This window comes from Sphingobium bisphenolivorans, from assembly GCF_000412635.1.
Classification (GTDB): Bacteria; Pseudomonadota; Alphaproteobacteria; order Sphingomonadales; family Sphingomonadaceae; genus Sphingobium; species Sphingobium bisphenolivorans.
On sequence record NZ_ASTG01000005.1, the window covers coordinates 143,383 to 157,617 of the forward strand.

12 protein-coding genes are annotated in these 14,235 nt (G+C 63.3%); 6 read left to right on the forward strand and 6 right to left on the reverse strand.

Features of this window, described 5'->3' with window-relative positions; translation table 11 throughout:
* Nucleotides 1–299 precede the first annotated feature (299 nt).
* Nucleotides 300–950 carry a glutathione S-transferase family protein gene (locus L858_RS0104850; RefSeq protein ID WP_022682026.1) on the forward strand — a complete coding sequence of 217 codons (651 nt, stop codon included), beginning with the start codon at nucleotides 300–302 and terminating at the stop codon, nucleotides 948–950.
* 25 nt (nucleotides 951–975) lie between these two features.
* Here L858_RS0104850 and L858_RS0104855 read toward each other — a convergent pair whose 3' ends face one another.
* Nucleotides 976–1,503: a hypothetical protein gene (locus tag L858_RS0104855; RefSeq protein WP_022682027.1), complete on the reverse strand. Its 528-nt coding sequence runs from the start codon at nucleotides 1,501–1,503 to the stop codon at nucleotides 976–978.
* Between the two features lie 129 nt (nucleotides 1,504–1,632).
* Between L858_RS0104855 and L858_RS0104860 the strand changes: the two genes are divergently transcribed.
* The 4 genes from L858_RS0104860 to L858_RS0104880 all read left to right on the forward strand — a co-directional run bounded on the left by L858_RS0104860 (nucleotide 1,633) and on the right by L858_RS0104880 (nucleotide 7,336).
* Complete coding sequence (locus L858_RS0104860; RefSeq protein ID WP_022682028.1) at nucleotides 1,633–3,153, forward strand: fumarate hydratase; 1,521 nt, start codon at nucleotides 1,633–1,635, stop codon at nucleotides 3,151–3,153.
* 323 nt (nucleotides 3,154–3,476) lie between these two features.
* On the forward strand, nucleotides 3,477–4,880 hold the full coding sequence (locus tag L858_RS0104870; protein WP_022682029.1) for an AlbA family DNA-binding domain-containing protein: 1,404 nt from the start codon (nucleotides 3,477–3,479) through the stop codon (nucleotides 4,878–4,880).
* 251 nt (nucleotides 4,881–5,131) lie between these two features.
* Nucleotides 5,132–6,049, forward strand: coding sequence for a DMT family transporter (locus tag L858_RS0104875; RefSeq protein ID WP_022682030.1), 918 nt, complete (start codon nucleotides 5,132–5,134; stop codon nucleotides 6,047–6,049).
* Between the two features lie 66 nt (nucleotides 6,050–6,115).
* The gene (locus L858_RS0104880; RefSeq protein WP_022682031.1) at nucleotides 6,116–7,336 is read left to right on the forward strand and encodes an MBL fold metallo-hydrolase; all 1,221 of its coding nucleotides are present in this window, start codon (nucleotides 6,116–6,118) and stop codon (nucleotides 7,334–7,336) included.
* 27 nt (nucleotides 7,337–7,363) lie between these two features.
* Here L858_RS0104880 and L858_RS0104885 read toward each other — a convergent pair whose 3' ends face one another.
* The 4 genes from L858_RS0104885 to L858_RS0104900 form a co-directional block, all read right to left on the reverse strand.
* A complete protein-coding gene (locus L858_RS0104885; protein ID WP_022682032.1) occupies nucleotides 7,364–7,834 on the reverse strand; it encodes a hypothetical protein in 471 nt (156 codons plus the stop codon).
* Between the two features lie 109 nt (nucleotides 7,835–7,943).
* Nucleotides 7,944–8,441 (reverse strand): DUF3617 domain-containing protein, encoded by a 498-nt coding sequence (locus tag L858_RS0104890; protein ID WP_022682033.1) that lies wholly within the window; start codon nucleotides 8,439–8,441, stop codon nucleotides 7,944–7,946.
* Between the two features lie 72 nt (nucleotides 8,442–8,513).
* Nucleotides 8,514–8,789, reverse strand: a complete 276-nt coding sequence (locus tag L858_RS0104895) for an HNH endonuclease (protein WP_028055829.1) — start codon at nucleotides 8,787–8,789, stop codon at nucleotides 8,514–8,516.
* Nucleotides 8,786–9,322 (reverse strand): DUF3617 domain-containing protein, encoded by a 537-nt coding sequence (locus tag L858_RS0104900; protein WP_028055830.1) that lies wholly within the window; start codon nucleotides 9,320–9,322, stop codon nucleotides 8,786–8,788. The genes L858_RS0104895 and L858_RS0104900 overlap by 4 nt, the downstream gene beginning before the upstream one ends.
* A 51-nt stretch (nucleotides 9,323–9,373) precedes the next feature.
* On the opposite strand from L858_RS0104900, the gene uvrB reads away from it, so the two are divergent.
* Nucleotides 9,374–11,557, forward strand: a complete 2,184-nt coding sequence (uvrB, locus tag L858_RS0104905; protein ID WP_022682036.1) for an excinuclease ABC subunit UvrB — start codon at nucleotides 9,374–9,376, stop codon at nucleotides 11,555–11,557.
* Nucleotides 11,558–11,628: 71 nt separating this feature from the next.
* On the opposite strand, the gene L858_RS0104910 is transcribed toward uvrB, so the two are convergent.
* Nucleotides 11,629–14,235: an EAL domain-containing protein gene (locus tag L858_RS0104910; RefSeq protein WP_022682037.1), complete on the reverse strand. Its 2,607-nt coding sequence runs from the start codon at nucleotides 14,233–14,235 to the stop codon at nucleotides 11,629–11,631.

Genomic DNA, 14,235 nt, shown 5'->3' on the forward strand with positions numbered 1-14,235 from the left:
ACAAGGGATAGTGCCACAGCTTCATTTGCTTGCAAGAGGGTAAATGACAGTTCGGGGACTCCGAAGCGCATTTGGGCTACCCCTTAACCTGCCTTGCCAGCGGCAAAAATCCGGCGACGCATGGACTTTCCTTGGCTCCCGAAAAGGCAAGAGCAACAATGTCGTGGATAAAATAAATATGGCTTGCCACGGATTTGCCTGGGGACCCCGATTCAACCTCTGGTTCGGCTGGCGAGGTGCAAGTGACAAGATATGGTAGCGGTGCTGATCGAGGCGAGGCGCGAGCAGGAGCAGCCGACATGATTCTCTATTATCATCCCCTCTCCTCCTACTGCTGGAAGGTGCTGATCGCCCTTTATGAGAATGGGACGGCGTTCGAGCCGCGCATGCTGGAGGAACCGAGCGTGGCCGAGGCCTGGATGGCGCTCTGGCCGCTCGGCAAGTTCCCCGTACTCCGTGACGAGGCGCGGGACCGTACACTGGGCGAGGCCAGCATCATCATCGAATATCTGGACCGATGCGCGCCGGGACCCTTCCGCCCCATCCCACAGGACGCCGACGCCGCGATCGAGACGCGGTTGATGGACCGGCTGTTCGACAATTATGTCATGACCCCCATGCAGGCGATCGTGGCCGACCGGCTGCGGCCCGAAGAAGCGCGCGACCCTCATGGCGTCGGCGAGGCGCGGCGCATGCTGGGCAAGGCCTATGCGCTGCTGGAAGAGCGGATCGCCGACCGGCGCTGGGCTGCGGGCGAGGATTTAACATTGGCGGACTGCGCGGCCGCACCGGCGCTCTTCTATGCCGACAAGGTGGAGCCGATGCGTGGCGGCTTTCCGATACTCAGCGCCTATCTGGACCGGCTGGCAGCGCGCGACAGCTTCGCGCGGGTGCTGCGGGAGAAGGAGCCCTGGTGGCCCAATTTCCCGTTCGCGGACGAGGCGGGCTAAGCCCCCATGCTGTCATTGATGTCCCCTACTCCCCATCCCAGGCCCGCAGCGCCTTCTCATAGCGCGCCTGCTCGGCATTGCGCGCTTCTTCCAGTCGGGCGTGGTCGGCGGCCTGCTTCTTCTCCAGCGCCTGCCTTTCACGCTTGAGCGCAGCTTCACGCCGCGCGAGGTCCTTACGCTCCCCCGCCTGCACCTCCTCCAGCCGGGCAAGAGCCTCTTCCGCCTCCTCCAACGCCCTCCGGCTGGGACGGGGCTTTGGCCGGGCAGGCTTGCGCGGGGAGGCCGGCTTGGCGGATTGACGCGGCGCCGGCTCATCCGCAGGCAGTGCAGCCAGATGCTCGGCGATGGACCCACGCGCCCGCTTTATGACCTTCCCGGGAGCAGCGAGCGGCTCCTTCACCAACGCCTCGTCCGTCACCAGTTCGGCCACCCCGCGCGCGAACAGATTGACGTCCGCGCCCCAGGCCTCCAGCGCGGCCTTCTGGCTTGGCGCTGCGACATAGGCGTCGTGGAAGCCGATGGCGGTGCGATAGACTTTGAGCGCGCGGGGCATGGGGTCCGAACGCGCCGCGATCGCGCCTGGCTCCCGCCGCCACTGGACTCGCGCGCGATTCCCTACTAGCCGCTCCCCTGCATGGAGCCGCTGTGCAGGGCGGCCCGAAGATAGGGACATGAAGGCAAGATGACCGTCATCAAGACCGCCGATCTGATCGAGAGCGTCGCGGACGCTCTGCAATTCATCAGCTATTACCACCCGATGGATTATATCCGCGCGCTGGGCAAAGCCTATGACGCCGAAGCCAATCCGGCGGCGAAGGACGCCATCGCGCAGATCCTGACCAACAGCCGCATGTGCGCGGAGGGGCATCGCCCGATCTGCCAGGACACCGGCATCGTCAACGTCTTCATCAAATGGGGCATGGACTGCCGCCTGGACGACAACAGCCGCTCCATGCAGGACGTGGTCGATGAAGGCGTGCGCCGCGCCTACCTCAACCCGGAAAACCGCCTGCGCGCTTCGATCCTGAAGGACCCCGCCTTTTCGCGCCAGAATACGAAGGACAACACGCCCTGCGTGCTGAATGTGGAGATGGTGCCGGGCGACAAGGTCATCGTCGATGTCGCGGCCAAGGGCGGCGGCTCGGAAAACAAGACCAAGTTCAAGATGATGAACCCCAGCGATTCGATCGTCGACTGGGTGCTGGAAATGGTGCCGCAGATGGGCGCTGGCTGGTGCCCGCCCGGCATGTTGGGCATCGGCATCGGCGGCACGGCGGAAAAGGCCGTCGCGCTGGCCAAGGAATCGCTGATGGAGCCCATCGACATGGGCGAGCTCAAGGCGCGCGGGCCCCAGAACGACATCGAACGCCTGCGCATCGAGATTTTCGACAAGGTGAACGCGCTCGGCATCGGCGCGCAGGGCCTGGGCGGCCTCGCCACCGTGCTCGACGTCAAGATTTACGACTATCCCTGCCACGCGGCGGGCAAGCCGGTGGCGATGATCCCCAACTGCGCCGCCACCCGCCATGCGCATTTCACCCTCGACGGTTCAGGCCCGGCCTATCTGGAAGCGCCCAAGCTCAGCGAATGGCCGCAGGTCGACTGGAAGCCGAGCAAGGAAGCGATCCGCGTCGATCTCGACACGCTGACGCCCGAAGTGGTGCAAAGCTGGAAGCATGGCGACCGCCTGCTCTTGAACGGCAAGATGCTGACCGGCCGCGACGCCGCGCACAAGCGGATCGCGGACATGCTGGAACGCGGCGAGCAGCTGCCCGTCGACTTCAAGGGCCGCGTCATCTATTATGTCGGCCCGGTCGATCCGGTGCGTGACGAAGTTGTCGGCCCCGCCGGTCCCACCACGGCGACCCGCATGGACAAGTTCATGGACATGATGCTGGAACAGGGCCTCGCCGCCTGCGTCGGCAAGGCGGAACGCGGCCCGGCTGCGACGGAGAGCATCGCCAAGCACAAGAGCGCCTATCTGATGGCGGTCGGCGGCGCAGCCTATCTCGTCGCCCGCGCGATCAAGGGCGCGAAGGTCGTCGGCTTCGAAGACCTCGGCATGGAAGCGATCTACGAGTTCGAAGTGCAGGACATGCCGGTGACGGTCGCCGTGGATAGCGAAGGCCAGAATGTCCACCGCCTCGCCCCTCTGGTGTGGCAGGAGAAGATCAAGCGGGAAGGTCTGCTGGAGCAGGCATAAGCGCGGCTTTTTGCTAGCTTGAGACGAGACGCCGTCCGGGCCATCCGGGCGGCGTTTTTTTGTTCGCGGAGGGAAGCTCCGGCTGAGTGAGCGCGCCGGTCTGCGGCTGCTTTGCGCCTATCTTCGCCATCAGACTGTTTTCTTGATTCTCAGCCCAGACATAAATCGCCATGTCAGAACCGACGGTTAGATAGCCGGCTTGGGAAATTTATGTCAGTCTGCTTCCCAGTACCTGCCCCCGATAGCTACCCTTTATAAACCAAAACGGAGTTGGTTGCGGCTTATGTCTCGCGTTGTCGTGCCATGATGGCTACGCGTATTTCATGACTGTCGATCCTAATCAGATTAGAGCGCTTGTTGAGCAACCTGTCGAAGCGCTTCAGGTCGAACTAAAGACTTGGCTTGATCCGCGTACCGACGACGGGATTTCCAAGATAGTGAAGGCGATTTTCGCAATCAGAAACCGAAACGGTGGATTTCTGCTCATCGGTTTCGACAATGCAACAAGAAAATCGGACCCCTATGCTTTCGATCAGCCCGTAGAAACTCTCTTTCATATCGATATCTTGCAGGGTCTTGTCTCGCGGTATGTCAGTCCGTCATTTGAAATTGAAGTTGCATTTGTTGATCGCGACGGTCAGAGCCATCCGGTAATTTCCATCCCTGAAGGCGTGCAAGTACCGGCGGTCGTTAGGCGAGATTTAATCGGCCAAGGCGGCAAGAAGCTGCTGACTGAAGGCGATCTTTATTTCCGCACGTTTAATTCAAACGGGACAGCCAGCAGTGCACGCATTTTGCCGCCCGATTATGCCGACCTGCTAGACGTATGTTTCGAAAATCGTGAGGCTGATATCGGGCGATTCCTACGCCGCCATCTGGCCGGTGTCGGTCCAGCAGCGACCCTCTCGGCAGCATTAGGTATCGAAAGCGAGGAGAGCAAACTTCGAAAGCGCGCGTTCGACCTATTGGAGTCCGGCTCAACTGGTGCCAGTAACGCCATTGCCGAGCGCGCGACAGCAGAGCAACTCAGTCGGATCGGCAATGCACTGACGATGCACGTCGGGTTGGCTCTTGATCCAGCACATCCGGATGCTCTTCCAACGCAAGAGTTTCTGAACAAGGTTTCGTCGAGCAACCCCAACTACACCGGGTGGCCTGTTTGGCTCGACAGTCGCGGGTTCATGGAAAAGCTGGATCGGCCATATGTCAACAGCAACATGTGGGAAACGCTCATCATCGATCTTGATGGCGGTTGGTCAGAGCATGTCGAATTTCTCAGATTCGACCCGCGCGGTGAATTTTACTTGCAGCGAGTGATGCAAGATGACCTCACCGAAAAGGTTGCCCCGGGCACCGCGCTTGACGTTATTTTGATGATTTATCGCGTTGCGGAGGTGCTTGCGGTGGGGACGATCCTCGGGCGGAGCTTGGGGTGGGGAGCCCAGAGCGTAGCGGGATTTGCGTTCCGCTGGACCGGCCTCAAGAATCGAGCGTTGCGACCATGGGTAAACGCGTTCCGATCAACCGGGGGAAGCGGTAGCATATCCCGCAGTTCGGGGGCGGAAGCATACGTTGCTGTTCCGCTTGAAACACCGGGCGCTGCCTTGGCACCTTATGTGAGCACTGCTCTTGCACCGCTATTTTCCCTCTTTGAAGGTTATCAGCCGTCGGCCGAGTTGATCGAGACGAGTGTTCGTAAGCTGATCGAGCGCAAATTGGACAACTAGGTCATGTAACCCAACAACCACACCCCTCCAAGAAAGCATCCTATTCCCCCAACACACCCCATTCCCCCCTGTCCTATTCACCCCCACCCAGCCTACCCCACACCCGTCTTTGAAAAAGTCGATCTTTCACCCCCTCGCGCCCACGCGCGCTTGCCCTCGCGCGCGCATACACTGTGAACTTCGGGGCAAGAATGGCGCTTTTCCGCCATTCTTCATCGTGACGCTGATAGGAAAGCCGCTATAGGACGGCCATGATCTCCTCCCCCATCTGGCTACCCGCGACCCTGCTCGCCGGGGCGACGCAGGCGTGGCGGACCGCCGTGCAGCGGCGCGTCAGCCACAGCCTGTCGGTCAACGGCGCGGGGCTGGTGCGCTATCTTTACGGCCTGCCCTTCGCGCTCCTTCTGCTGGGCGGCTACCGGCTGCTGACCGGCGGCCAGATGCCCTCGCCCGACCCCAGCTTCCTGCTCTTCTGCGTGGGCGGCGGGCTGGCGCAGATCATCGCCACCAACCTCCTCATCATGGCCTTCGCGCACCGCAACTTCGTCGTCGGCACGGCCTATTCGAAGACGGAGGCGGTGCAGGGCGCGATCCTTTCGTTCCTGCTGATGGGGGAGCGGCTGCATCCGCTTGCCTGGGCCGGGATCGGCTGCGGCGTCATGGGGGTGATGCTGCTTTCGACAGGCGGCAAGCGGATGAGCCTGCTCGACCTTGGCAAGGCGCTGAAGCAGCCGGCCGCGCTCACCGGCATCGCGTCGGGCTTCTTCTTCGCGCTGACGGCTGTCGCCATCCGCCGGGCGACGCAGGAGGTCGCGAGCCCCGATCCGATCTTCGCGGCGCTGCTCGTCCTCTGCGTGACGGTTGCGCTCCAGACCGTCATGCAGGGCGGCTATCTGCTGCTGCGGGAGCCAGCCGAGATGGGCAAGGTGCTGGCAAGCTGGCGAGTGTCGGGGCAGGTCGGCCTGCTCTCCGCCGTCGGATCAGCCTGCTGGTTCACCGGATTTGCCACTGCTCCGGTGGCGCTGGTGCGCATCGTCGGGCAGGTGGAGGTGGGCTTCACCCTCGCCTTCGGTCATTTCTACCTTGGCGAGAAGGTGAAACGGAGCGAAATCACCGCCTTGCTGCTGATCGCGGGCGGCGTGGTGCTGGCGCTGGCGGGCTCCCTCTGACGCCTTCGCCCTTGCCGCCGGCCCGCGCGGCGCTATGTCGGTCGCGTCATCATCGCGGGAGACGGCATGGGCCGCATCATCGGAAAAATCGCGAAGGGGCTGGGGCTTACGCTCTTGTTCCTCGTCATCGCCGCCTGTCTGGCGATCACCATCGTTCCGCCCTTCCTTGACCGCATCTATTATGAGGGGCCGGTCAGCTCTCATTATGATGGGGCCCGCTTCTTCAATCCAGACGGGGAAATCCAGTTTTCGGCCCCGCCGGGCAGCAACCGGCGCGGTTTCATCGCGCGGTGGCTGATGGGGCGGGACGATCGTCCGTCATGGCCCGATGCGGTCGCGGTGAAGCCGACGCGCCCCTCCCCTTTCGCGGCCCCGCGCGGCATGGTCGCGACCTGGGTCGGTCATGCGACGGTGCTGGTGCAGGCGGCGGGCATCAACATCCTCACCGATCCAATCTGGTCGGACTATGCCAGCCCCTTTCCCCCGCTCGGACCCAGGCGGGTGGCGGAGCCGGGCATCCGCTTTGACGACCTGCCGAAGATCGACCTCATCATCATCAGCCACAATCATTACGACCATCTCGATATCCCGACGCTGAAACGTCTGTGGGAACGGGACCAGCCCAGGATCGTGACAAGCCTCGGCAACGACACGCTGCTGCGGGACAACGGCATCCCCGCCACCGCGCTCGACTGGGGCCAGTCCGTGAGCGGGGCGGCGCTCAATGGCCTCGGCACGCAGACGGTCATCCAGTGCGAGAATTACGAGCATTGCCCCGACTATCGCGTCCATGTGCTGCGCAACCATCATTGGAGCAGCCGCTGGATGACCGACCGCAGCCGCGCACTCTGGTCGAGCTTCGTCATCCAGACGCGGGCGGGCAACATCTTCTTCGCGGGCGACACGGGCGCCGGCGACATGGCTTGGCCAGAGGAAGCGGCGCGGCTGGGGCCGATCAGGCTGGCGATGATCCCGATCGGCGCCTTCCGCTTCTATCCGGGACAGATGCGGTCGGACTCGCACATCGGGCCGGAGGATGCGGTTCGCGTGTTCGAAAAGCTGAACGCGGCGACGGCTATTCCCATCCATTGGGGCACTTTCCGCCTGTCCTACGAACAATGGAGCACCCCGCCCCGCATGCTGGAGCTGTTCCTGCGCTGCAAGGGGATCGAGCGGCGGCGCTTTGCCCCACTCAGGATCGGGCAATCGATCCAGGTGCCCGGCTATACGCCCGTGCCGCGCGGCGAGAAACACTGCGACCGCCGCGCGATCACCGCGCTGAAATAGGGAGCAAGCCTGCCTTGGCGACAAGCGTCAGCGAGCGCCTGCCCCCATCATCGCGCGGTAATTGGCGGGTGTCATGGCGGCGAGATACTCCGCCTGCATCTCCTGGGTGAGCAGTTCCACCATCTGCCGCCCTTCGATCCACAACTCGATGACGCCAAAGGCCCCGCCGCGCTTGCGATATTTGGCTGGCCACCCCTCACGCGCGGCGATGGCGAGCACCTCATCCTGGCTGAGCGGCGTGGCGATGGCGGCGTGCGTCGCGGTGAAGCGGGTCTGGCCGGTCCGCTCGCCGAAACTGTCGGCATCGCCCTCCGCCTCCCGCAATACGGTGTCGATCGGATAGACTTCGATCGCGGTGCCGCGATCATCCCGGGCCAGCGCAATCCAGCTGCCGGGCGTGACCGGCGGGAAAGGATGAGCCTCCCCCCGCCAGAATTCGGCGATCACCTCGGCAACATGCTGCGGCTCCTGCGCCGCGATCGAGAGATGGAACAGCATGGAAAACCCCTTCCCTGACGAGCGGGCGGATTATCGCACAAAGGCGCGGCGGCGCATTGGAGATTTCGGACCGAACCGTGCCCCGCAAGGATTAGCCCGGCCCGACAGATCAGGCCTTGCTGCACTCCCCGGCGCGCTTGCCGGTCACATCATGGGTAGTGCGCAGCACGGGGCTGCCGCCCTCCGTCTTGGTCGTGGTGCTGCCCAGTGTCAGCGTGTCGGCAGTGAAATTGCCCTCCAGCACGATTTCCGACGTGCCCTTGCCGGATGTGCAGGCCAGGGTGGCGATCAGCCGGCCCTTGCGGATCAGCTTGTCCTTATAGGTGCAGTTCTTGCCCTCTTCCCCGGCGAGCGCATTGGCATCCGGGGAGCCCGTTGCATCGACGGCGATGCAGACCTTGTCTTCGCTTACTTCCTTAAGGGCGGCCTGATATTCGGCCGGGGTCACGGTGGGTGTGTTATAGCCGGTGGTCTTGCGGGTCAGCGTCCACTCGCCGCCTTTCATGATGACCGGCGCTTCGACGGCTTCGGCTGTAGGTTCAGCCTGTTCCCCGCATGCGGCAAGACCCAAAGCAAGCGGCAGCGCCGCCAGCGCGTATTTCTGCATAACCTCTCCCCTGTTCTCTGTCGGAACGAACGAAGGCTCGCGCCAAGTCGTGCAAAGAGCAAGAGGAATTTTCTAGCGCTTCCGATGGGTCGGGGCATGGAAGTCGGGCGGCTTGCCTGCGATCCAGCCGAGGAAGCGCGCCACGGCCGGGTGCGCCCGCAAGGCCGCGACGTCGCCCTGCACGCGGGCTAGCTCGGCATTGCCGAGGTTCGCATGGATCGTCCGATGGCAGATCGGATGGACCGGCACCGTGTCGCGCCCTCCCCGGCTCTTGGGCACGGGATGATGCCATTCGATCCGCCTGCCCAGCGTCCGGCCGCAGAGCCAGCACGCCGGGCCATCGCTCATTTGGCCGCGCAGGTCGAGCCGGTCCACTTGCCCGACGTCTTTGCCTTCATGCTCATGTTCATGCCATTGGGCGCGCCGACCATCTTCATGTCCATGTGCATTGCATAGCTTTCGGGCCCGTAGTCACCGGTCATGACGGCGTTCATCGTCCCGCCCTGCGACTTGCAGCTGATCTCGCCCTTCACGGAGCCGCCGCTGGCGTCGAACCCCTTGTAGGTGCAGTCCTTATTCTCTTGCCCTGAGAACATCTTGCCGCTGGGGTTGGCCGCTTCTTCGGGGGTCACGCAATAGCGCATCGAGGTGCGGCTCATCATCTTCTTCATCTGGTCTTTCATCTGCGCACCGCCAGCCGGCATGTTCGGCATGTCGATGTCGGTCAGCTCGTAAGCACCCTCCCACTGGCCAGGCTTCAGCTGGACCTTCTGCACCTCCTGCCGGACCTCTTCGCGCGTCTGCGGCTCATTGGATCGTTTCTCCCCGCACGATGCGACCAAAGCCGTCGCAGCCACCAAACCCAGCAGCATCTTGACCATGAACATCCTCCCTGTTGCACCCCGCTTGCGGCGGAACCATATCAAGCGGCGATGACAATTCAAATCCGCACCACGCTGGACGAGCCCCAGACCGGCGAAGGCTTCGTCCCCCACCGACCCTCGCGCCCGGAAAAGAGCGAGGGCGGGCGCAAGTTCAAGCTGGTTTCCGACTATGAGCCCTCGGGCGACCAGCCGACCGCGATCGCCGAACTGGTCGAACAGGCCCGCGCGGGCGAGCGCGACCAGGTGCTGCTTGGCGTCACCGGGTCCGGCAAGACCTTCACCATGGCGAAGGTGATCGAGGCGATGCAGCGGCCCGCACTCATCCTGGCCCCCAACAAGATTTTGGCGGCGCAGCTTTACGGCGAGTTCAAGAGCTTCTTTCCGGAGAATGCCGTCGAATACTTCGTCAGCTATTATGATTATTACCAGCCCGAGGCCTATGTGCCGCGGTCGGACACCTATATCGAGAAGGAAAGCTCGGTAAACGAGGCGATTGACCGGATGCGCCATTCGGCCACCCGCGCGTTGCTGGAACGGGACGATGTGCTGATCGTGGCGTCCGTGTCCTGCCTCTACGGCATTGGGTCGGTTGAAACCTACTCCGCCATGACCTTCTCGATGAAGAAGGGGCAGATCGAGGATCAGCGGGAGATCATCCGCAAGCTCGTCGCGCTCCAGTACAAGCGCAACGACGCGGGGTTCGCGCGCGGAAATTTTCGGGTGAAGGGCGACAATCTAGAAATCTTCCCTTCTCACTATGAGGACACGGCCTGGCGGGTGAGCTTCTTCGGCAATGAGATCGAGGATATCGTCGAGTTCGACCCGTTGACCGGCAAGAAGGTCGCCAGCCTTGAATATGTGAAGGTCTTCCCCAATTCGCACCATGTGACGCCCGGTCCGACGCTCAAGCAGGCGATGGAGGCGATCCGTTTTGAACTGGCCGAGCGGCTCAAGGAATTGCAAGCCGAGGGCAAGCTGCTCGAAGCCCAGCGGCTCGAGCAGCGGACGAACTTCGATCTCGAGATGATCGCAGCCACCGGCTCGTGCGCGGGAATCGAGAATTACTCCCGTTTCTTGACGGGCCGGCTGCCGGGCGAGCCGCCTCCGACGCTGTTCGAATATCTGCCGGAAAATGCGCTGCTGTTCGTGGACGAAAGCCACCAGACCGTGCCCCAGATCGGGGCGATGGCGCGCGGGGACCACCGGCGCAAGATCACGCTTGCCGAATATGGTTTCCGCCTGCCCAGCTGCATCGACAACCGTCCGCTCCGCTTCAACGAATGGGACGCGATGCGGCCGCAGACTGTCAGCGTGTCAGCGACGCCGGGACCTTGGGAGATGGAGCAGACCGGCGGCACCTTCTCCGAGCAGGTGATCCGCCCGACCGGCCTCATCGACCCGCCGGTCGAGATCAAGCCGGTGGAGGACCAGGTCGATGACCTGATCCATGAGGCGAAGCTGACGGCGCAGAAGGGCTATCGCACGCTGGTGACGACGCTGACCAAGCGGATGGCGGAGGACCTGACCGAGTTCATGCATGAGGCGGGGATCAAGGTCCGCTACATGCACTCGGACGTCGAGACGCTGGAGCGTATCGAGCTCATCCGCGACCTGCGCCTCGGCGTGTATGACGTGCTCGTCGGCATCAACCTGCTGCGCGAGGGGCTGGATATTCCCGAATGCGGGCTGGTGGCGATTTTGGACGCGGATAAGGAAGGGTTCCTGCGCTCCGAAACCTCGCTGATCCAGACCATCGGCCGCGCCGCGCGAAACGTCGAGGGACGCGTGATCCTCTATGCCGATCGCATCACCGGCTCTATGGAGCGCGCGCTCAACGAAACCTCCCGCCGCCGCGAGAAGCAGCAGGCCTATAATCTGGAACATGGCATCACGCCGACCACGATCAAGCGCAACATCGGCGACATCATTGCTCATGTGGCGTCGAAGGATCAGGTCACGGTCGACACGGGGCTGGACGACCGGCCGCACCTCGTCGGCCATAATCTGCGCGCCTATATCGAGGAACTGGAGAAGAAGATGCGCGCAGCGGCGGCCGACCTGGAGTTCGAGGAAGCCGGGCGCATAAGGGACGAGATCCGCAAGCTGGAAGCGGACGAACTGGGTCTGCCGTCAGAACAGCAGGTCGCCGCGCCGCGCGGGCGCGCGACCGAAGGCAAGCCGGGCACCCGGAAATTGCGTTATGGCAAGACGCAGCGGAAGTTCGGGCGGTGATCGATCACTGATGCGGGCCGGTTAAGAGCGTCCGTGTTCCTGCGGAGACAGGAGCACGGCGCCCCTGATCGCTACGACGCTACGGCACGCGGCATCGCGTTGAGCCGGGCAGCGTCAGCCGACTGCACGAACTCCACCCCCATGCGGTCATCCTTCGACCAGCGCGCGACGGCATTCATCATCTGTCCGTTGCCCAGATCGATGGCGAAAAGCGTCCCTTCCGGCACGTTCCACAGCCCTTCCAGTTGACAGCCGGTATCCGATATATTGCGGACCCGCCCGGTATAGGCATGGCCCTCATGATGAACGGTCACCGTGCGCAGCATCGTCCGGCGCGCGGGGCGGCTGGACAGGAAGCCCTGCGGAGCGACTGTCATGCCCTGCTCGCTTTGGCGCGCCAGCACATCCGCCGCCGGCAATGGCCGGCCATAGACATAGCCCTGGATATGGCTGCACCCGAGCTGACGGATGAGCGCCAGTTCGTCCTGCGTTTCCGCCCCTTCCGCCGTGGTATCCATGCCCAGCGCTTCAGCGAGGCTGACGATCGCCTTGATGATGGCGCTGTTCCGGCTGCCCTTGATCGCTGCGCCGCGCACGAAGCTTTGATCGATCTTGATCTTGTCGAACGGCGCTTTCTTCAGATAGCCGAGCGAGGAATAGCCGGTGCCGAAATCGTCCAGCGCAAGGCGGACGCCCAGCGCCTTCAGTCGCGAGAACATCGAGTCCGTGCCGTCATCATCGTTCAGGAAAACGCTTTCGGTAATTTCCAGCTCAAGGCGCGCGGGTGCAAGTTGCGCCCCGGCAAGCGCGCTCATGACGGTCGAAGGCAGGTTTCGATTGGCGAACTGGATCGGTGAGACGTTGACGGCCACCCTTATGCCTTCGTCCCACTGCGCCGCGTCACGGCAGGCGGTGCGCAACACCCAATCGCCGATCGGGCCGATCAGCCCGCTGTCCTCCGCGATCGGCACGAACAGGGCGGGAGAGATAGGGCCACGCACCGGATGCTCCCAGCGGAGCAGCGCCTCATAGCCGGTGATCCGCTCGGTCTTGGACGACACCACGGGCTGATAGACGAGGTGCAACCCATCCTGAACCAGCGCCTTGCGCAGATCCTCCTCCAACTGGCGGCGATCTTCGGCATCGGCATGCATTTCCGGTGAGAAGAAACGGTGTACGCCGCGCCCGCCGCCCTTGGCCGCATAGAGTGCCAGATCGGCATTGCGGATCAGGGCGTCGGCGGTCACGCCGTCCTGCGGGCAGAGCGAGATACCGATCGACACGCCGATGACCACCGCCGTGCCCTCGACCGTATAGGGCTGGGAGACATCCGCGATGATCGCGCGGGCGAGATGGTCGAGCTGGACCTTGTTGGGGGGCGCCGGTAGCAGAATCTTGAACTCGTCGCCGCCCTGCCGGCCTACGAGCCCGCGATCGCCGACTACGCGGCGAATACGCTCGCTCACCTGGCGCAGCAAGGCGTCGCCTGCGGGATGCCCGAGCGTGTCGTTCACCGTCTTGAACCGATCGAGATCGAGCATCATCAGCGTGCATTCGCGCGGCTGGCCGTTCCTGCCCGCCACCGCCTGCTCCAGCGAGCGCATCATCTGCACGCGATTGGCGAGGCCGGTCAGCGCGTCATATTGCGCGAGCCGCGTCACTTCGGCCTGGCTGCGGCGCATTTCAGTAAGATCGGTCCCGCTGCCGCGAAAGCCATGGAACTGGCCGAAGTCATTGAACACCGGCTGGCCAGAAATCGACCACCAGCGCTCATCCTTTGCCATCGCCGCCCTGACGGCGATATCGGAAAAGCCTGTGCGGGCCGACAGGTGGAACCCTAGCGTGCGTTCGCCATCACCCTCCTGCGGATCGCCGGGGCGGATGATCTCCGTAATCGGGCCGCCGATCAGCGTATCGCTGGTACGATCCAGCGTGCGCGCCAGCGTCTCGGAAATATAAGTGATGCAACCGTGACGGTCGGTTTCCCAGAACCAGCCTCGGCCCGACTGCTCATATTCGTGGAGCAGCCGGTCGGACCGCTGCGCGCGCAAGTCTCGCTGGTAGAGGAGCGCGGCGCGGCTCATGTCGGCATTGGCCTGGCGGAGAGCTGCCACCATGATGGCAGCGATGCAGCTGATGAGCAGGCCCACCTGCGCGAAGTCCGCGCCATGCGCGAGTGAGGCGATGAGGAGGCCAAGGAAATAGGCCACCCCCAACAGACGCCGGTCGCCGAAAATCGCCACGGCCATCAGCGCCACCGCCATTTCCGCCGCCAGATTGCGCGACAAGGCGCCCTCGATCAGCGAAGGGCCGAGCATCAGGCTGAAGGTCAGGCCGGAGAGCAGCACCAGCGGCAGCATCATCCATTTCTGATGATGGGGGCGTTGCCGTTGAAACCACACGCGGCGCGGCAGGACGATGGCGATGCCGTCAACCAGCAACATCGCGATCATCGCCGCGCCGTGGGCGACATTGCCGGGATCGTAGAAGGATACATGCAGCAGTGCCGTGATGCACAGCTTGCCGAGCAGGATCAGCGGCCAGAGCCGCGCGATATGGACGAAATTGGCGGCAACCCAGGAAGCATCGACATCAGCCCCGCCCTCTGCCAGCCCGAGGGCCATGACAAGGCCGGTCGATCGATGCAATTCAGCCGGATTCGCGCGCAAGGAAGTCAT